The following is a 19,262-nucleotide window of genomic DNA, read 5'->3' on the forward strand; positions in this document are numbered from 1 at the left end:
CGGGCTGGTACGAGTTTATTGCAATTGATCTGCAGTGATCAGGAATACCATGTCGTCACCGGCACTGGTGGTGAGCCAGGTCAGGTTCAGTTCCGGGAATGCCGCTTCTGCAAATTCACGTTCATTACCGATTTCAACCATCAGCAAACCGTTAGGCGTCAGGCGTTGACCGGCACCGGCAACGATTTTGCGTACCAAATCCATGCCGTCGGTACCTCCCGCCAGTGCGATTTGCGGTTCGCGCAGGTATTCCGGTGGCAGTTTGCCCATGGAGCCGGAGTTGACGTACGGCGGGTTGGTGATGATGAGGTCGAACTTGTATTCAGGCACATTCGCATACAGGTCTGATTCGATCAGGTTGATGCGGTGTTCCAGTTCGTATTCGGCGACATTGCGTTTCGCCACTTCCAGTGCGTCGGTAGAGATATCCACGGCATCCACATGTGCATTCGGGAAAGCGTCGGCCAGCATGATAGGCAGGCAGCCGGAACCGGTACAGAGTTCGAGGATGTTGTTTACTTTGTCCGGATTGCTGACCCACGGCGAGAATTGTTCAGGGATCAGTTCGGCGATGAAGGAGCGCGGCACGATGACGCGTTCATCGACATAAAAGCGATAGCCGCCAAGCCAGCCTTCATTCGTGATGTAAGCAGCAGGCAGGCGCTCATCGGCGCGTTGCTCGATGACGCGCAAGACGGCGTCGACTTCTTCCTGCAGCAGACGTGCATCGAAGAAAGGATCGAGTTTGTCCAGCGGCAGCTTGAGCGTGTGCAGGATCAGGTAAGCGGCTTCATCCAGTGCATTGGTGCTGCCATGGCCGAAGAATAGTTTCGCGGTATTGAAGCGGGTAACAGCGTAGCGCAACAGGTCGCGAATGGTAGTGAGTTCGTTAGGCTTGGTAGGCATGGTTCTGTGCAACTAAGTAAAAGGATGATGCCTGATGCAGGGATTCTGCATCAGGAGGTTTTTTATCGATGCTTGCTGTGCGCTAGCCTCAGAGCAGCAGGTTTTCCATCGTACGGCGATAGATGTTTTTCAGCGGATCGATGAAACGTACTTCGATGTGTTCATCGATCTTGTGGATGCTGCCGTTCGGCGGGCCAAACTCGACGACTTGCGGGCAGATCTGCGCAATGAAGCGACCATCCGAGGTGCCGCCAGTAGTCGACAGTTCGGTGGTGACACCAGTTTCCGATTTGATCGCATCGCTCATCGCATCGCTCAGTGTGTCTTTAGGCGTGAGGAAAGGATGACCGCTGATCGACCATTTCAGATCGTATTCGAGGCCGTGTTTGTCGAGGATCGCGTGTACGCGTTTTTGCAAACCTTCTACCGTGCTGGCGGTGCAGAAGCGGAAGTTGAAGTCGATGACGACGTTACCCGGAATGACGTTCGATGCGCCTGCGCCGCCGTGGATGTTCGATACTTGCCACGAGGTAGGCAGATAGTATTCGTTGCCGTCATCCCATTTTTCGGCAACCAGTTCCGCCAGTGCAGGTGCGCATTGATGGATAGGATTGCGTGCCAGTTGCGGATACGCGATGTGGCCTTGTATGCCTTTGACGGTGAGCTTGCCGGACATGCTGCCGCGGCGACCGTTTTTGATGGTGTCGCCCAGTACATCGGATGAGGTCGGTTCACCGACTACGCAGTAATCGAGTTGCTCGCCGCGTGCTTTCAGCGCGTCACAGACGATGACGGTGCCGTCGGTCGCCGGGCCTTCTTCATCGCTGGTGATGAGGAAGCCGATCGAGCCTTTGTGGTCGGGATGCGCGTGCACGAATTCTTCTGCTGCCACGACCATCGCTGCGATCGAGGTTTTCATGTCAGCGGCACCGCGGCCGTAGAGTTTGCCGTCGCGTTGGGTAGGGACGAACGGTGGCGAAGTCCATTGTTCGAGCGGGCCGGTAGGCACGACGTCGGTATGGCCGGCAAATACCAGCAGCGGCTGTGCAGTACCTTTGCGTGCCCACAGATTGGTCACGCCATCAGATTCTATGGTTTCACATACAAAGCCCAGCGGCTCCAGCAATTCGATCAGGCGCGATTGGCAGCCTTTGTCTTCCGGTGTGACGGAGGAGAGGGCGATTAGTTCTTCGGTCAGTGCGAGCGTCTTGCTCATAAATTAGTCTTGAAAAATTTGTTGATAGAGTTCGTCGGAAAAACCAACGCTGGATTTTTTGTCCTTGACCAGTACCGGGCGTTTGATGACCGATGGCGATTCCAGCATCAGTGCAGTGGCACTGGCGGCATCGGTGATTTCGGCTTTGCGTTCATCCGGCAGCTTGCGCCAGGTCGTGCCTTTGCGATTGACCAGCACATCCCATGGCACGTCGCGCAACCAGGTTTTGATCAGGTCCGCGTTGATGCCATCTTTTTTGAAATCGTGGAAGACGAAATCGGTGCCGTTGTTGCTCAGCCAGGTGCGCGCTTTTTTGACGGTGTCGCAGTTAGGTATGCCGTAGAGGGTAATCGTCATGTCTACATCTTCAGGGTAAATTCGGTAAAGCTTGCTTCTTCCTGCTCCGGTGCTTCTTCCTGCACCGTTTGCGCGGAGTTGTTCAGCAGCCAGAACAGATTGCTGGCCGAGTCGGCGTGCGCCAGTGCTTCTTCCTGCGTCACAATGCCATCCTTGATCAATTGCATCAGCGCTTGTTCAAAGGTTTGCGAGCCAGGCGACAAACTCTTTTCTATCGCTTCCTTAATCAGCGCAATTTCACCTTGCTCTATCAGCTCGGCGATGTGGCGCGTGTTCAGCATGACTTCGACTGCTGGACGGCGCTTGCCGTCGATGGCGCTGATCAGGCGTTGCGACACAATCGCGCGCAAGGTCGACGATAGATCGGCGAGCAGTGATTGCCGGTTTTCTATCGGGTAAAAATTGATGATGCGGGTCAAAGCCTGATAGCTATTGTTCGCATGCAGGGTCGCGACGACTAGATGGCCGGACTGCGCGTAGGCAAGTGCGGCTGACATGGTTTCCTTGTCGCGTATCTCACCGATCAGAATGCAATCGGGAGCCTGGCGCAGGGCGTTTTTCAAGGCTAGCGGCAAGTCGCTGGCATCGCTGCCTATCTCACGCTGGTTGACGATGGATTTCTTGTTACGGAACAGGAATTCTATCGGGTCTTCCAGCGTCAGGATATGACCGGTAGCGATGGTGTTGCGATGATCGAGCATGGCGGCGATCGTGGTCGACTTGCCGGAGCCGGTCGAGCCGACTACCAGCAGCAGACCACGTTTCTCCATGATCATATCGGCCAGGATAGGTGGCAGTGCCAGGCTATTCAGCGCCGGGATTTCTCCCGGTACATAGCGCAGCACGGCGGAAATACTGCCGCGCTGGCGGAACGCTGATAAGCGGAAGCTGCCGACACCTGTCACCGGTATGCCGATATTGAGTTCGTTTTCACGATCCAGTTCTTCCAGCTTGGCTGGCGGGACAACTTCGGCCAGCAAGGTCATGACGGCATTCTGGTCCAGCTTTTGCTGGTTGATGGGTACCAGATTGCCGTTGATCTTGATGTGGATAGGCGAGTTGACTGCAATAAACAGGTCAGATGCTGCTTTTTCCTTCATCAGAAGGAATAATCTATCCATAGCCATAGCTGTCCCGGTTCAGAAAAGTGTAAACGCGTGTTGCAGTGATAGCGACTTAGTCACGCAGCAATTCGTTGATCGCTGTTTTCGAACGTGTTTGTGCATCGACGCGTTTGACGATCACTGCGCAGTACAGGCTGTACTTGCCATCAGCGGATGGCAGGTTGCCGGACACCACGACGGAACCGGCAGGGATACGGCCGTAGGTCACTTCGCCGGTTGCGCGGTCATAGATCTTGGTCGATTGGCCGATGTAGACACCCATCGAGATAACCGAGTTTTCTTCGACGATAACGCCTTCAACGATTTCCGAACGTGCACCGATGAAGCAGTTGTCTTCAATGATGGTCGGGTTCGCTTGCATAGGTTCCAGTACGCCACCGATGCCGACGCCGCCGGACAAGTGCACGTTTTTACCAATTTGTGCGCAGGAGCCGACGGTAGCCCATGCATCAACCATGGTGCCTTCATCGACGTAAGCGCCGATGTTGACGAAGGAAGGCATCATGACCACGTTTTTGCCGATGAAGCTGCCGTGACGTGCGACTGCAGGTGGTACCACGCGGAAGCCGCCTTTGGCGAAATCAGCTGCGGTGTAGTTCGCGAATTTGGTTGGTACTTTGTCGTAGAACTGCATGTGGTCGCCGGATGGCATGGTGATGTTGTCTTCCAGACGGAAGGACAGCAATACCGCTTTTTTGACCCATTGATTGACGACCCACGAGCCGCTGTCTTTTTGCGCTACGCGCAGGGTGCCTTCGTTCAGTTGGGCGATGACTTGCGCGACTGCGTTACGCACATCTGCAGGTGCATTTTTCGGGGAGAAATCCGCACGGTTTTCCCAGGCTTGGTCGATGATCTGTTCGAGTTGTTGAGTCATTTGATGGTCTTGTCAGTTGATAGAAATGATTACTAGGAAAAATTACGCGGCAGTACTGGCCAATTTCTTGGCGAATTCAACTATGCGCTGGGCGGCTTCGAGGCATTCGTCCACTTCGGCGACCAGCGCCATGCGGACCCGGTTCTGTCCCGGATTGATGCCATGTGCTTCGCGGCCCAGATAGCTGCCCGGCAATACCGTGACATTATATTCGGCATACAGGCGCTTCGCGAATTCAACATCGCTGATGTTGACGAGTTTGTCGACCTTGGCCCACAGGTAGAAACCGGCGTCCGGCAGGGAGACATCTAGGACTTCCTGCAGCAAAGGCGTGACCTGATTGAATTTCTTGACGTATTTCTCGCGGTTTTCGATGACGTGCTGTTCGTCATTCCAGGCGGCAATCGACGCGCTTTGCACGGACGGGCTCATCGCGCTGCCGTGATAGGTACGGTACAGCAGGAAGCTCTTGATGATCTCTGCATCGCCGGCGACGAAGCCGGAGCGCATGCCAGGGACATTCGAGCGTTTCGACAGGCTGGAGAAGCCGATCAGGCGCGGATAGCCGGTGCGGCCCAGCTTGTGTGCCGCTTCCAGGCCACCTAAAGGCGCTTCCGTCTTGAAATAGATTTCCGAATAGCATTCATCGGCTGCGATGACAAAGTCATAGCGATCCGACAAGGCGAACAGTTCAGCCCAGTCTTCCAGCGTCAGCACCGCGCCAGCCGGATTGCCCGGAGAGCAGATGTAGACCAGTTGTACGCGCGCCCAGACATCTGCCGGGATGCTGGCAAAGTCAGGGGCAAAGTTGCGCGCCGGGTCGCAATTGACGAAGTAGGGCTCGGCACCGGCCAGGTAGGCGGCACCTTCATAGATTTGGTACAGCGGGTTCGGGCAGACCACCAAAGCCTGTTTGCTCGGATCGATCACCGTCTGCGCCAATGCAAACAAGGCTTCACGCGAACCATTGACTGGCAGCACCTGCGTAGCCGGATTCAGCTTCGGCAGGTTGTAACGACGCTCGAGCCAGCCCGCGATAGTGGCGCGCAGCGCATCGGTGCCAGCGGTGGTCGGATAGACTGCGAGACCGTCGAGGTTATCTGCCAGTGCTTTTTGTATAAAAGCCGGGGTTGGGTGCTTAGGCTCACCGATGCCGAGGCTGATAGGACGATAAGCAGCGTTCGGCGTGACGCTCGCAAACAATTGCTTCAGTTTTTCAAAAGGATAGGGTTGGAGCTGTTTAAGAAGTGGATTCACGGCTGAGGGCAGAAATGTGAGTGTGATGTTCGTAGTCGCTGTTTGCAGCACCGCTTTGCATGAGCGACAACCGCAGGCTTTATTTACACGAGGTTCAAAGTGGCAACATTATACCGCCCATGAGGGCAGAACCGCTGCCTGCGTAAAGTCTGGCTGTAAATGCTTGGAATCGTTGTTCCAAATGCTATGATTAGCCCCTTTTACGGCCTCTTTTGCCGCATCCGCCATGCTGGTCGGATGCTTGATAAATATTTAATTTGCGCTGCATATTCTAGGAACGGTTGATAACGTGCGTCTAACTTCCATTAAATTATCGGGATTCAAGTCTTTTGTTGATCCGACGAATTTTCAGGTGCCGGGTCAATTGGTCGGTGTCGTCGGCCCGAATGGCTGCGGCAAGTCCAATATCATCGATGCTGTGCGCTGGGTTTTGGGTGAATCCAAGGCTTCCGAGCTGCGCGGTGAATCGATGCAGGACGTTATTTTTAACGGTACGACGCACCGCAAACCGGCGGGTCGCTCATCGGTTGAGCTTGTATTTGACAATGGCGAGGGCAAGGCTGCCGGTCAATGGAGTCAGTACGCAGAGATCGCGGTCAAGCGTACGCTGACGCGTGACGGTACCTCGACTTACTACATCAACAATCAGGCGGTACGCCGCCGCGACATCCAGGATATCTTCCTCGGCACCGGTCTGGGCCCACGCGCTTACGCGATCATCGGGCAGGGCATGATTTCGCGCATCATTGAAGCGCGTCCGGAAGAGCTGCGCATCTTCCTGGAAGAGGCTGCCGGTGTGTCGAAGTACAAGGAACGCCGTCGCGAAACCGAGAACCGTTTGCAGGACACGCGTGAAAACTTGTTGCGCGTCGAGGATATCCTGCGCGAGCTGAATACCAACCTGGAAAAGCTGCAAGGCCAGGCTGCTGTCGCGCAAAAATTCCACGAGCTGCAAGCCGACCAGGACGAGAAGCAAAAGCTGCTGTGGCTGCTGCGTAAAAACGAAGCGAAGAATGAGCAGGAAAAATTCTTCCGCGATATCGAAAAAGCGCAGACCGATCTGGAAGAACAAACCGCCAAGCTGCGTCACGTCGAAACCGAGCTCGAGCATATGCGCCAGGCGCATTACTCGGCTGGTGACCGCATGCACCAGGCGCAAGGCCATCTGTATCAGACCAACTCTGAAATCGGCAGCCTGGAAGCGCAAATCAAATTCGTTATCGAATCGCGTACACGCCTGCAATCGCAACTGAATTCGTTAACCGCACAACGCGACCAATGGCAACGCCAGGGCACACAATTCCAGGATGACCTGGTTGAAGCCGAGATGCATCTGGAAGAGCAGGCGATGCGCGTTGAGCAAGCGCAGGAAACCGCACAACGTGAAAACGATCGCTTGCCAGCACTGGAACAGGCATGGCGCGAAGCGCAACTGAAAACCACAGAGTCGCGCGGCAAGATTATGCAGGCGCAACAGCAGATCGAACTGGAATCCGCACACCAGCGTAATGCATCGAATATCTTGTCCAGCCTGACCGTGCGTCGTGAACGTCTGCAGCAGGAAAAGCAGGGCTTGAACCTGCCGGATACTACACATCTGGCTAATCTGAAGATGCAGCTGGAAGAGAAGCAGGCGACGCTGGAAGAAGCGACCGAGCAACTCGAAGTCGCGCAGGAGCAATTGCCCAAGCTGGAAGAAGAACGTCGCGCTGCGCAGGAACAGGTCAACACCGAGACTGCAAACAATGCGCAACTGGAAGCACGCCTGGCTGCACTGAAGCAGTTGCAGGAAAACGTGCAGACCCAGGGCAAAGTACAGCCATGGCTGCAAAAACATGAGCTGGGCGAGTTGCCGCGCCTGTGGCAAAAATTGCAGATAGACCAGGGCTGGGAAACCGCACTGGAATCCGTCTTGCGTGAGCGCACCTCGGCATTGGAAATGTCGAATCTGGATTGGGCCAAAGCCTTCTTCAGCGATGCGCCACCAGCCAAGCTGGCCTTGTTCACACCGAATGCAACCGCATCGGAAGCGGTGGAAACACCGGCTGGCCTGAAGCCTTTCCTGAACCTGCTGCAACTGAACGATCCTGGCCTGCGTGCCTTGATGCAGGACTGGTTGCACAACGTGTATATCGCGGACGATACCGCTGCTGCTTTCGTAGATCGTAACAAGCTGCCGGTCGGCGCGTATTTCGTCACACGCCAGGGCCATGTCATTAGCAAAACCAGTGTGCGTTTCTACGCTTCGGATTCGGAGCAGGACGGCATGCTGGCGCGCCAGCAGGAAATCGAAAACATTACCAAGCAATTGCGTGCGCAGCACATGCTGGCCGATGAAGCAAAATCGCGTTCGATCCGCTCTGAATCAGCAGTGACCCAAGCGACACAGCGTCTGCAAGAAATTCGTCAGCGCGTGAATACGCTGACTCAAGCAGTGCATGGCTTACAAATCGATGTGATGAAGCTGTCCGAAGTACAGGAGCGCTTTAACCAGCGCAGCACGCAGATTGCGACCGATCTGGAAGAGATCGCGATGCAGGAAGCCGAGCAGCAACAAGTCAAGGCAGAATCGGAAGCGAAGTTCGAGCAACTGGATGCCGAGCTGGGCGAACTGCAAGAGACGCATGAAGAAGGTCAGACCGATTATCTGAGCAAAGAGCAGCAACTCAACGATGCGCGCCAACGTGCGCGTGACCTGGAGCGTGCTGCACAGGAAACCGCGTTTGCCGAGAAATCACAGCGTAACAAGATAGAAGAATTGAAGCGCAGCATTGCGACCGCACTGGAACAAGCGGCGCAACTGTTTGCGAATATGCAGCAGGGTAGCCTGGAACTGGAAAGCCTGGACGATCAGGCTGCGCAAGCCGGTTTGCAAACCTTGCTGGATACCCGTAGCGAACAGGAACGCGCGCTGGCGGATGCACGCCATGAACTGGATCAGTTGACGCAGCAATTGCGCGGCCATGACGAAGCACGCATGCAGGCAGAACGCAGCCTGCAGCCACAGCGTGATCGTATTACCGAGCTGCAGTTGAAAGAACAGGCCGCGCGCCTGAATCAGGAACAGTATGCGCAGCAATTGCTGGAAGCCGAAGCAGATGAAGCGGCACTGGCAGAGAAACTGAACAGCGATATGCGTCCATCCTATCTGCAAGGCGAAGTCACACGCCTGACGAATGCGATTGCCGCTCTGGGTGCAGTCAACCTGGCAGCGCTGGACGAATTGGCGACGGCATCGGAACGTAAGAACTTCCTCGATGCACAAAATGCCGATTTGACGGAAGCGATCACGACGCTGGAAGATGCGATTGCCAAGATCGACAAGGAAACACGCGAATTGCTGCAAGACACCTTCGACAAGGTCAATCATCACTTCGGTGAATTGTTCCCTATCCTGTTCGGCGGTGGCCAGGCCAAGCTGACTATGACCGGTGACGAGATCCTCGATTCCGGCGTGCAGGTGATGGCGCAGCCACCAGGCAAAAAGAATGCAACCATCCACTTGCTGTCCGGTGGTGAAAAAGCCCTGACTGCGACGGCGCTGGTGTTCTCGATGTTCCAGCTGAATCCGGCACCGTTCTGTCTGCTGGATGAGGTTGACGCACCGCTTGATGATGCGAATACCGAACGCTTCTGCAATATGGTTAAACGCATGTCCGCGCATACCCAGTTCCTGTTCATCTCGCATAACAAGATTGCGATGGAAATGGCGCAGCAGCTGATAGGTGTGACCATGCAAGAGCAGGGTGTGTCACGTATCGTGGCGGTGGATATGGAATCGGCCGCCGATTTTGCGTCTGAAGCGCAGCTGGCCTGAGTGTAGTTTGCTGCTGACATACTCGTTTTATACAGTAGTGATTAAAAGCAAAAAGTAAGGCGGGCAAGCAAACGATTTGGTGACCGGCAGGTCGGTAAAGGATGCTTACCCGTATGTTTTTCAGAGGGTAGTCTGGCTTGACAAGCCAGATTGCTAAAATTAACCTGAGTGTCTAGTCACACGGGTCGCAAGTGCATCAATGACGCTGGTCGCCGCCATGTAACTTTATCGGCAGGCGCGCGTTATGGATGTATAGATTGACGACCATCCAACCTTTGGATTTTTATGACCCTATCTGCTTTTTCCCGATTTGCTCGCGGCGCGTATAGCGTGCAGCCGAACAGATTTTCCCTGCAATCCACAGTCACGGCAGGTGCAGCATGAATGATCTCCAGACCAGTTTGTTTGTCATCGGTGGCGTGATCGTTGTCGGTGTTATTTCCTACAATAAGTGGCAGGAACACAAAGCCAAGAAAAGCGTGGAGCGTGCTTTTTCTTCATCGCACGATGATGTGCTGATGGCACCGGAAGGACGAGAGTCGCCGGAAGAGCGCCTGGAACCGATCATAGACGGCGAGCGTCACGAGCCTACGTTCTCGGAGAATCCATACGACGACGTGGCACCGGTGCAGCAGGATGCGGCAGCACCGCATGCCGAGGCAGAGATGGATGCGCCGGTTGATTTCGTGCAGCCGGTAGAGGAAAAAGAATTGCCTGTCGATTACCTGATCGATTGCACCATCCCGCTGGCGTTGACGACGCAATTGCGCGGCGAAAAAATCCTGTCTGCCTTGCAGTCGCTGCGCCACGTCGGCAGCAAGCCCGTGCATTTCGCCGGTCAGCACATCGATGGCGGCTGGGAAGCAATCACGCATGGCGGTATCTATAAATCGCTGATGGCTGGTGTGCAGCTGGCGAATCGCAGCAATGCACTGAATGAGCTCGAGTATTCCGAGTTCGTGATGCGCTTGCGTCAGATCGCCGATGACTTCGACGCAGATCCGGATGTGCCGGACATGGCAGAGGTGATGGTGACCGCACGTTCGCTGCATCATTTCGTGACTGAATACGACGCCAAGCTGAGCGTGAATGTACATACCAATGGTGCGCCATGGTCAGTGACGACCTTGCTGGCAGCACTGGAGCGCCAGGGCTTCGACGTGCGTCCGGAAGGTCGTCTGGTGATGCCGGATGGCGATGGTGGCGTGTTGTTCTCGCTGTCTACCAATGTGACGCTGGCGGAAGAAACCACCAGCCGTTTGACCTTGTTGCTGGATGTGCCGGTAGTAGCGCCGGAACGTGATGGCTTCGGTGCGATGACAGCCTGTGCCCGTTCATTGGCAGCGCGTCTGGATGGCACGGTAGTCGATGATGGCGGCCAGCCCTTGTCCGATGCGTCGCTGAATGAAATCTCTGGTCAGATCGAAGCGTTTTATGCCGACATGGAAGCGGCAGATATTCCAGCAGGTTCCACCAGGGCTTTACGCTTATTCAATTAAATTATGCAGCCGGATTTGTTTTCTACGGCATCGCAAACAGATGCAAACGCGACGCCGGAGGAGCCGGATGCCAGCAATCCCCCGGCACGCGCAGCATGGTTACGCGATGAACTGAATCGCCACAATTACGCTTATCACGTCCTCGATAATCCTTCCATTCCTGACGCGGAATACGACAAGCTGTTCCGCGAGCTGCAAGCGCTGGAAGCCGACCATCCCGAACTGCTGGTAGTCGATTCACCTACACAAAGGGTGGGGGCACTGGCTTTGTCCGCTTTCCCGCAAGTGACGCATTCGGTACCTATGCTATCGCTCGGCAATGGCTTTGAAGATGAAGACATCGTTGCCTTTGACCGTCGCGTCTGTGAAGGCCTGAACACCACCGAAGTTGAATATGCGACCGAACTGAAGTTTGACGGCTTGGCGATCAACCTGCGCTATGAAGATGGCGTACTGGTAGAAGCCGCCACGCGCGGTGATGGTGCGACTGGTGAAAACGTCACGACGAATATCCGCACCGTGCGTGCGATACCACTGCGCTTGCATACTAAAACACCACCGAAGGTGCTGGATGTGCGTGGCGAAGTGATGATGTACAAGGCCGACCTTGCCAAGCTGAATGCGCGCCAGCGCGAGGCTGGTGCCAAGGAGTTTGCGAATCCACGCAATGCAGCGGCAGGTAGTTTGCGTCAGTTGGATTCACGTATCACCGCACAGCGTACCTTGCGCTTTTTTGCCTATGGCGTAGGGCTGCTGGAAGGCGCAGAGATGCCGGTTTCGCATTCGGCTTTGCTGGACTGGTATGCCGAGTTGGGTTTGCCGGTCTGCGCCGAACGTGCAGTGGTAAAAGGCGCCGCTGGTTTGCTGGAATTCTACAAAGCGGTCGGGCAGAAGCGTCCGGGTCTGCCGTATGAAATCGATGGCGTGGTCTACAAGGTCAATCGCGTCGAGCAGCAGCAACAGCTGGGTTTTGTCTCGCGTGCTCCGCGTTATGCGATTGCCCATAAATTCCCGGCGGAAGAAGCGTTGACGACCGTGCAGGGCATAGAAGTGCAGGTCGGACGTACTGGTGCAATCACACCGGTAGCCCGGCTGGCGCCGGTGCTGGTTGGCGGCGTGACCGTAACCAACGCGACCCTGCATAATGAAGATGAAGTGCGGCGCAAGGATATCCAGATCGGCGATACCGTGATCGTGCGCCGTGCCGGTGATGTGATTCCTGAAGTAGTCGCCTATGTGCCGGAAAAACGTCCGGCCGATGCGCAGCCGTTTGTCATGCCGACTGCTTGCCCGGTCTGTAACTCTCCTATCGTGAAACTGGAAGATGAAGCGATCGCACGCTGCTCCGGTGGCTGGGTGAAATGTGCGGCGCAACGCAAAGGTGGTTTGCTGCATTTCGTGTCACGCCGTGCGATGGATGTCGAAGGTCTGGGCGATCAACTGGTCGAACAATTGGTCGACAAGCACATCATCACCACCGCAGCGGATTTGTACAAGCTGGGTTTCCGTGCGCTGGCGGAGCTGGATCGCATGGCGGACAAGTCTGCGCAAAACGTATTGGCGGCGCTGGAGAAATCCAAATCGACGACGCTGGCGCGCTTTATTTACGCGCTTGGCATACGTCATGTCGGTGAAGCGACGGCGAAGGAACTGGCGCGTCATTTCGGCAATCTGGACGCCTTGTTGCAGGCGTCCGAAGAGCAGTTGCTGGAAGTGGCGGATATCGGTCCGGTGGTGGCGCAGTCTATCCGCAGCTTCCTCAGCGATCCGCTGAATATGGAATTGATTGAACAATTGCAAGCCGCAGGTGTCAGATGGCCCGAACATGTGGTGGAGAACAAGCCCAAGCCTTTCGCAGGCAAGACCTTCGTTCTGACCGGAACCCTGCCGACACTGAGTCGTGACCAGGCTGCTGAAAAGATAGAGGCGGCGGGTGGCAAGGTCGCCGGTTCCGTCTCCAAGAAAACCAGCTACGTGGTAGCGGGTGCCGAGGCTGGCAGCAAGCTGGCCAAGGCAGAGGAGTTAGGCGTCGCCATACTTGATGAATCTGCATTGCTGCAATTATTGGAATCCCATGAGCAAAATTAGAAAAGCCGTTTTCCCCGTCGCAGGCCTCGGCAGCCGTTTTCTGCCAGCCACCAAAGCACAACCCAAGGAAATGCTGCCTGTCGTCGACAAGCCTTTGATCCAGTATGCGGTGGAAGAAGCGGTCGCGGCCGGGATTACCGATATGGTCTTTATTACCGGTCGCAACAAGCGCGCGATCGAAGATCATTTCGATACCGCTTACGAGTTGGAATCCGAGTTGGAAGCAGCCAACAAGAATGCCTTGCTGGATCTGGTGCGCAACGTCATCCCTAAGAATATCAATTGTATTTACATCCGTCAGTCGGCACCGCTGGGTCTCGGCCACGCCGTCCTGTGCGCACGTCCGGTGATCGGTAACGATCCGTTTGCCGTCTTGCTGGCAGATGACTTCATGGACACTGCCGATGGTGTGAAACCGGTACTCGCGCAGATGACCGACGTGTTCCAGCGCGAAGGACATAGTGTATTGGCAGTGCAAGACGTACCGCGCACCGATACCAAGCAATACGGAATAGTCAGCGCGACCGCTTATCAGCCACAGCTGGAGTTGGTGAATGCGATCGTGGAAAAACCGCAGCCGGATGTAGCGCCATCGACGCTGGCCGTGGTTGGTCGTTATGTGCTGAGTAACAAGATTTTTGATTATCTGGAAACTCTCGGCAAAGGTGCAGGTGGTGAAATACAATTAACCGACGGCATTGCTGCCTTGATGCAGGCCGAGAAGGTGCTGGCGTATCGTTACGACGGCCAGCGCTATGATTGCGGTTCCAAGCTGGGTTACCTGAAGGCGATGGTGGCGATGGGGCTCAAGCATCCTGAAACCGGTGCAGGCTTCACTGAATACTTGAAGACATTGAAATGACGGTAAGAGAAATTTTGAAGATGGGTGATCCACGCTTGTTGCGCGTGGCAGAGCCGGTCAAGGAATTCGGCACGCCCGAACTCGAGGCACTGATTGCCGATATGTTTGACACCATGCATGCGGCGAATGGCGCGGGTCTGGCTGCGCCGCAAATCGGCGTCAACCTGCGCCTGGTGATTTACGGTTTCAAGCAAAACACTCGCTATCCGGATGCACCGCCGGTACCTGAAACCGTGCTGATCAATCCCAAGCTGCGACCACTGTCGGCCGAGATGGTGGATGGCTGGGAAGGTTGTCTGTCAGTGCCGGGTTTGCGTGGCGTGGTGCCACGTTTCAGTGCCTTGCACTATGACGGTTTCGACCAGTACGGCAACGTCATCAGCCGTGATGCGGATGGCTTCCATGCCCGCGTGGTACAACATGAATGCGATCACCTGGATGGCATCCTGTATCCGATGCGGATTACTGACTTATCGCAATTCGGTTATGTCGACATCCTATTCCCCGATCTTGATCCGAACGATGACGACTGATGTGCATTAAGAGATAGACGTAAAAAAGGGCGACTGGATGTCTCCCTTTTTTTTCGGATTAAAACTTGTGTCGAATACCGACATTGAACAGCTTGTCGGTCTTGCCGGGTGCGACCACCCGGTACATGGCATTGTCATCGTTGCTCAGGCGCGCCCAACTGGTATACAAATTGGTGCGTACGGATAGATTGTGGGTGTAGCCGATGGCGATTTGCTTCGCATCGGCATTGTCGGTGTAGCGGTCACGCTTTTGCATATAGGAAGTCATGATGGTATCGGCGCTGGTCAAATTGATCTTCAAACCAAGCAAGGCATCACGCGTGTCCAGCGTGAGGGGGCCTTTGTTTACGGCATAGGCGATAAAGGGCTGTAGCAAACCGAAGTTGTAGTTGCCGCCGATCAGCGTCGTCTTGGCGCTGTCGTTCCCCGTCACGTCCTTGGTGTCCTGGTAGGTCAATACCGTGGCAAGCGGACCGGATGCATAGCCGATGGCGCCGGCCACGGTGCGACTGGCGCTGCTATTGCCTGCTACTTCGCCGAAGCTATAGGCAGCCTGGCCGTTGATGCCGTTCTTCGCGTTAAAACTGTAGTTGACGGTATTGTCTATGCGGCTGCCGCCGTAGTTGAAGATACGCACGGAATCACCGGCCAGGGTATCGGCAAATGGATCGAATACCGCAGAGTTGGTGAAGACCATGGTTTGGACGCGGCCCAGCTTTACTTCGCCAAAGTCACCAGCCAGGCTGACATAGGATTGTCGGTTGAAAAACCGGGTGGCATCACTTTGCGCACCAGTGTCTGCACTGAAGCCTGCTTCTAGGACAAAGTTTGCTTTCAGCCCGTTGCCGAGATCTTCTGTGCCTTTGAAGCCGACACGGCTGACGCTCTGATTGCCGCTATCAATGCCGGTTACTGTGCCAGCGCCAGCATTCTCTATCTTCAGACCCAGATCGACCACACCATACATGGTGACGCTGCTCTGTGCGTAGCTTGCTCCTGCTACCGATGCCAACATTGAAAATGCGCATAGAGTTTTTTTCATTTAGCCACTCCCTTTTGTTTTCAGTTGAAACAACGATCTGATGACAGCGTGCTGCCAGCTTGGGTTGCGTTACTAAACTTAGGTCGGTATTAAATGTAATTCAACAGCATTTTCCCGCGTCGGACTGTCCACGGTGTGACTGGTGTGGATGCAACGGAATGCGTTGATATTGAACCAATATCGATGAAAGAGGGAGATTTATTTGCGAAGTTAACTGTGGTCAACAAATTGTGTTGCGCTTTTGGCGACAGTTACTGGTGCGGGGGACGGACAGATGGGAGATGCGGATGCGGAGAGGGTGGCAAGCCACCCATTAGATCGGATTCAGAACTGTTCGTCTTCGCGCAGATAGCGCCACTGTCCTACCGGCAAATCACCGAGTTTGACATTGCCTATGCGTACCCGTTTCAGGCCGATGACTTTCAGGCCGACCATGTCGCACATGCGGCGGATCTGGCGTTTTTTGCCTTCGCGCAGGATGAAGCTGAGCTGGTCTTCGTTTTGCCATTTGACCTTGGCTGGCAGCAGTTTTTTGCCGTCCAGCGTCAAGCCGTGATTCAGGCGTTTCAAATCGGCTTCCGGCAATTTCCCAGGCTTGGTGTATTGCACACGCACCAGATATTCCTTCTCTACCGATGTATCTTCACCGATCAGGTGTTTGGCGATGCGACCATCCTGCGTCAACACCAGCAAGCCTACTGAATCAATGTCAAGCCGACCTGCAGGTACCAGGCTGCGTAATTGCGTAGGGTGGAACAGGGTAGGGGCTTTATCTTCATTCCAGCGGGTGCTGGCATTGACCAGTGCGACGGCGGGTTTGTAGCCGTCTTCGGCCTGGCCACTGACATAGCCCATCGGCTTGTTGATGAGTACGGTGACGCGTTTGGATTGTTCTGCTGCGGCTTGTCGTTCAACGGTAACGCGCTGCGTAGGCAAGACCTTGCTGCCCAGTTCAGACACGACTTTGCCATCGACCCGCACCCAGCCACGCGCTATCCATTCGTCGGCTTCGCGTCGCGAGCAAAGTCCCAGCTCGGACATACGTTTGGAAAGGCGGAGTGGTTCATTCATGATGGTGCAATTCTATAAATCTGAAATTGAAAAAATGCTGTCCTGCGGAGTGTAACGGTCAGACGCGCAAAGCATCCAGTAAATCTGTTTCCAGCTGGATCTGGCTGCGCGGATTATCGAGTACCTGGCCATCGACCAGGAACACGTCTTCGACGCGCTCGCCCAAGGTCATGACCTTGGCAGTGTGCAGGTTGACTTTGTATTTCGCCAGGATGTTTGCAACCGAATACAGCAAGCCATTCCTGTCATTGGCCGATATCGTCAGCAAATAGTAACGACCACGTTCATCCGGACGGAGGTCGACGGTAGGCGTGGCCGGGAAGTTGCGGCACAGGCGTGAGAGGCGGCCTTTGCAAGGCGAGGGCAAGTCCAGCTGCGCGCTGAGTACTTCTGTCAGCTCATGTTCGATCAGGCTGATCAGGTCACGATAGTTGTCGGCAAAAGCAGGCTCGGTAATCAGGAATGTATCTAGGCCATAACCATGTTTGGTGGTGTGGATCTTCGCATCCAGGATGCTGAAATTTTTACGATCAAAGTAGCTGCAGATACGGGCAAACAGATCAGGCTGATCCTTGACATAGACCGTCACTTGCAAGCCTTCACCTATGGGCGCGAGGCGGCATTTGACGACGGGTGTCGGGCTGTCGATTTTGTCGTATAGCGTGCGGGTTTGCCATGCGATATCAGCTGCATCGTGACGCAGGAAGTAAACCACGTCGAGCTGCTTCCACAAAGCTTCATGCGCATGCGCAGACAAGCCGTACAGACGCAGGGATTTGAGTGCTTCTTCCTGCCGGTTCTTGAGCTCGCGATCAGCCGATGGCGCATCACCGCCGAGCGCGCGCAGCGTCATGTTGTACAAGTCTTCCAGCAACTTGCCTTTCCACGCATTCCATACCTTCGGGCTGGTGCCTCGAATGTCGGCGACGGTCAGCAAGTACAAGGCAGTCAGGTGACGTTCGTCACCGACCAGTTTGGCAAAGTTGCTGATGACTTCCGGATCGGACAGGTCCTGCTTTTGTGCGATCTGCGACATCATCAAATGGTTTTCAACCAGGAACACTACCAGCTCGGTTTCTTCTTCCGTCAGGCCGTGATCGACACAGAAGATGCGCGCATCTTCCTTGCCCAGTTCCGAGTGATCACCACCGCGCCCTTTAGCGATGTCGTGAAAAAGGGCGGCGATGTACAGCAACCAGGGTTGGCTGAAGTTGGCCGCGAGCTGGCTGCAGAATGGGTATTCGTGTGCGTGTTCACTCAGCATGAAGCGGCGCACATTGCGCACCACCATCATGATGTGCTGATCGACGGTGTAGACGTGGAATAAGTCGTGCTGCATCTGGCCGACGATCTTGCGAAAGTTCGGCAGGTAGCGACCCAGGACACTGGTCTGGTTCATGCGACGCAAGGCATGCGTGATGCCCTGCGGCGCCTGCAGGATTTTCATGAACAGCGCACGATTCACCGGATCGCGACGGAATTGATTGTCTATCTTGAAGCGCGCATTCCAGAGTGAACGGAAGGTACGCGCCGTCATGCCTTTCAGTTCCGGATGCAATGACAGCAGCAGGAAAACTTCCAGCATGGTCGATGGTTTGGCCTCAAAGGTGTCGTCATTGGCGATATCGATGAAGCCGTTGACTTCGTTGAAGTCTTCATTGATCGCGACTGGCGAAGTCATTTGTGGGAAGAGCTGCGCCTCGATGTTTTGCAGCAGGATCGCATTCAGTTGTGTGACGGCCTTGGCTGCAAGGTAGTAACGCTGCATCAGGTATTCGCTGGCGCGGCGCGTTTCGGTCGTCTTGAATCCTATCGATTCGGCGATGGCAGTCTGGATGTCGAAGACGAGGCGATCTTCATGGCGATTTGCAATGATGTGCAAACGTATGCGCACATCTTTGAGTGAACGTTCTTTTTGCGTCAACTGACGTGCTTCGGTCGGTGTGATCAAGCCTTGTACTGCCAGCTCGCGCCAGGAGTTGCCGAGTCCGGCTGCTTTCGAGACCCACAGAATGACTTGCAGGTCGCGCAGGCCGCCCGGGCTTTCCTTGCAGTTAGGCTCCAGGCTGTATGGCGTGTCTTCGTACTTGGCGTGACGCTGGCGCAGTTCCAGGGTTTTGGCCTGGAAGAAAGCTTGTGGGTCCATCGCTGCATTGCAGCGGACTTTGAGTAACTGGAACTGGGTGGCGTTGCCTATGACCAGGCGTGCTTCGAGCAAGCTGGTTTGTACCGTGATGTCAGCTTCGGCTTCGTTCAGGCATTCATCTATGGTGCGTATGCTGTGACCAATTTCGAGGCCGATATCCCAGAATAGTTGTACCAGCTCTTCCAGCTTGGCTTGCAGTGCTGCGTTCGGTGCTTCCTGCAGCAGGATCAGGACGTCGACATCGGAATGCGGGAATAGCTCGCCCCGGCCATAACCACCGACCGCAACCAGGGCTGCGCTATCCGGCAGTTCGAAGGCAGTCCATGCTTTGCTGAGCGCTGCGTCAACATTAATTCTGAGCTGCGTCAGCAGGTGCTCTGCCTTGCCATCCTGCAAAAAACGATCAATGACGATTTGACGTTCGGCTTTGAGTTCTTCTTTTAATGCAATGGCAAGTGAGGGCATGG

Annotated in this window: 14 protein-coding genes; 5 read left to right on the top strand and 9 right to left on the bottom strand. The window is 55.0% G+C overall.

The genetic code is table 11. The annotated features are described in order from the left end of the window. Nucleotides 1-15 precede the first annotated feature (15 nt). The 6 genes from prmB to dapC form a co-directional block, all read right to left on the bottom strand. Complete coding sequence (gene prmB, locus H7U06_RS08440) at nt 16-906, bottom strand: 50S ribosomal protein L3 N(5)-glutamine methyltransferase (RefSeq protein WP_175625692.1); 891 nt, start codon at nt 904-906, stop codon at nt 16-18. Nucleotides 907-994: 88 nt separating this feature from the next. Continuing rightward, nucleotides 995-2,122: a succinyl-diaminopimelate desuccinylase gene (gene dapE, locus H7U06_RS08445; RefSeq protein WP_175625693.1), complete on the bottom strand. Its 1,128-nt coding sequence runs from the start codon at nt 2,120-2,122 to the stop codon at nt 995-997. Nucleotides 2,123-2,125: 3 nt separating this feature from the next. After that, nucleotides 2,126-2,479 carry an ArsC family reductase gene (locus tag H7U06_RS08450; RefSeq protein WP_175625694.1) on the bottom strand — a complete coding sequence of 118 codons (354 nt, stop codon included), beginning with the start codon at nt 2,477-2,479 and terminating at the stop codon, nt 2,126-2,128. A 2-nt stretch (nt 2,480-2,481) separates the two neighbouring features. After that, complete coding sequence (locus H7U06_RS08455; protein ID WP_175625695.1) at nt 2,482-3,606, bottom strand: PilT/PilU family type 4a pilus ATPase; 1,125 nt, start codon at nt 3,604-3,606, stop codon at nt 2,482-2,484. 49 nt (nt 3,607-3,655) lie between these two features. Beyond that, a complete protein-coding gene (gene dapD, locus H7U06_RS08460) occupies nt 3,656-4,480 on the bottom strand; it encodes a 2,3,4,5-tetrahydropyridine-2,6-dicarboxylate N-succinyltransferase (protein ID WP_124573893.1) in 825 nt (274 codons plus the stop codon). Nucleotides 4,481-4,522: 42 nt separating this feature from the next. Beyond that, nucleotides 4,523-5,737: a succinyldiaminopimelate transaminase gene (gene dapC / locus H7U06_RS08465; RefSeq protein WP_175625696.1), complete on the bottom strand. Its 1,215-nt coding sequence runs from the start codon at nt 5,735-5,737 to the stop codon at nt 4,523-4,525. Nucleotides 5,738-6,026: 289 nt separating this feature from the next. Here dapC and smc point away from each other — a divergent pair, with 289 nt between their 5' ends. From smc to def, 5 genes are all read left to right on the top strand, one after another. Then, on the top strand, nt 6,027-9,554 hold the full coding sequence (smc, locus tag H7U06_RS08470) for a chromosome segregation protein SMC (RefSeq protein ID WP_175625697.1): 3,528 nt from the start codon (nt 6,027-6,029) through the stop codon (nt 9,552-9,554). Between the two features lie 380 nt (nt 9,555-9,934). Then, the gene (locus tag H7U06_RS08475; RefSeq protein WP_175625698.1) at nt 9,935-11,053 is read left to right on the top strand and encodes a cell division protein ZipA C-terminal FtsZ-binding domain-containing protein; all 1,119 of its coding nucleotides are present in this window, start codon (nt 9,935-9,937) and stop codon (nt 11,051-11,053) included. Nucleotides 11,054-11,056: 3 nt separating this feature from the next. Next, nucleotides 11,057-13,141 carry an NAD-dependent DNA ligase LigA gene (gene ligA / locus H7U06_RS08480; protein ID WP_175625699.1) on the top strand — a complete coding sequence of 695 codons (2,085 nt, stop codon included), beginning with the start codon at nt 11,057-11,059 and terminating at the stop codon, nt 13,139-13,141. Then, nucleotides 13,128-14,003 (top strand): UTP--glucose-1-phosphate uridylyltransferase GalU, encoded by an 876-nt coding sequence (gene galU, locus H7U06_RS08485; protein WP_175625700.1) that lies wholly within the window; start codon nt 13,128-13,130, stop codon nt 14,001-14,003. The genes ligA and galU overlap by 14 nt, the downstream gene beginning before the upstream one ends. Further along, nucleotides 14,000-14,536 (top strand): peptide deformylase, encoded by a 537-nt coding sequence (def, locus tag H7U06_RS08490; RefSeq protein WP_175625701.1) that lies wholly within the window; start codon nt 14,000-14,002, stop codon nt 14,534-14,536. The genes galU and def overlap by 4 nt, the downstream gene beginning before the upstream one ends. 58 nt (nt 14,537-14,594) lie before the next feature. Here the strand turns inward: def and H7U06_RS08495 are convergent, their stop codons facing one another. From H7U06_RS08495 to H7U06_RS08505, 3 genes are all read right to left on the bottom strand, one after another. Continuing rightward, on the bottom strand, nt 14,595-15,578 hold the full coding sequence (locus H7U06_RS08495) for a porin (RefSeq protein ID WP_175625702.1): 984 nt from the start codon (nt 15,576-15,578) through the stop codon (nt 14,595-14,597). 324 nt (nt 15,579-15,902) lie between these two features. Then, nucleotides 15,903-16,649, bottom strand: coding sequence for a pseudouridine synthase (locus tag H7U06_RS08500; RefSeq protein ID WP_175625703.1), 747 nt, complete (start codon nt 16,647-16,649; stop codon nt 15,903-15,905). Between the two features lie 58 nt (nt 16,650-16,707). Then, nucleotides 16,708-19,260 carry a [protein-PII] uridylyltransferase gene (locus tag H7U06_RS08505; protein ID WP_175625704.1) on the bottom strand — a complete coding sequence of 851 codons (2,553 nt, stop codon included), beginning with the start codon at nt 19,258-19,260 and terminating at the stop codon, nt 16,708-16,710. Nucleotides 19,261-19,262: the final 2 nt, after the last annotated feature.

It is taken from the genome of Herminiimonas sp. Marseille-P9896 (assembly GCF_903993245.1).
Lineage (GTDB): Bacteria > Pseudomonadota > Gammaproteobacteria > Burkholderiales > Burkholderiaceae_D > Oxalicibacterium > Oxalicibacterium contaminans.

Bases quoted from the DNA above. Each gene is read 5' to 3' on its own strand.
- dapD (WP_124573893.1), bottom strand. From the start codon at position 4,480: ATGACTCAACAACTCGAACAGATCATCGACCAAGCCTGGGAAAACCGT.
- dapE (WP_175625693.1), bottom strand. From the start codon at position 2,122: ATGAGCAAGACGCTCGCACTGACCGAAGAACTAATCGCCCTCTCCTCC.
- def (WP_175625701.1), top strand. From the start codon at position 14,000: ATGACGGTAAGAGAAATTTTGAAGATGGGTGATCCACGCTTGTTGCGC.
- H7U06_RS08505 (WP_175625704.1), bottom strand. From the start codon at position 19,260: ATGCCCTCACTTGCCATTGCATTAAAAGAAGAACTCAAAGCCGAACGT.
- galU (WP_175625700.1), top strand. From the start codon at position 13,128: ATGAGCAAAATTAGAAAAGCCGTTTTCCCCGTCGCAGGCCTCGGCAGC.
- H7U06_RS08455 (WP_175625695.1), bottom strand. From the start codon at position 3,606: ATGGCTATGGATAGATTATTCCTTCTGATGAAGGAAAAAGCAGCATCT.
- prmB (WP_175625692.1), bottom strand. From the start codon at position 906: ATGCCTACCAAGCCTAACGAACTCACTACCATTCGCGACCTGTTGCGC.
- H7U06_RS08500 (WP_175625703.1), bottom strand. From the start codon at position 16,649: ATGAATGAACCACTCCGCCTTTCCAAACGTATGTCCGAGCTGGGACTT.
- H7U06_RS08450 (WP_175625694.1), bottom strand. From the start codon at position 2,479: ATGACGATTACCCTCTACGGCATACCTAACTGCGACACCGTCAAAAAA.
- H7U06_RS08495 (WP_175625702.1), bottom strand. From the start codon at position 15,578: ATGAAAAAAACTCTATGCGCATTTTCAATGTTGGCATCGGTAGCAGGA.
- ligA (WP_175625699.1), top strand. From the start codon at position 11,057: ATGCAGCCGGATTTGTTTTCTACGGCATCGCAAACAGATGCAAACGCG.
- H7U06_RS08475 (WP_175625698.1), top strand. From the start codon at position 9,935: ATGAATGATCTCCAGACCAGTTTGTTTGTCATCGGTGGCGTGATCGTT.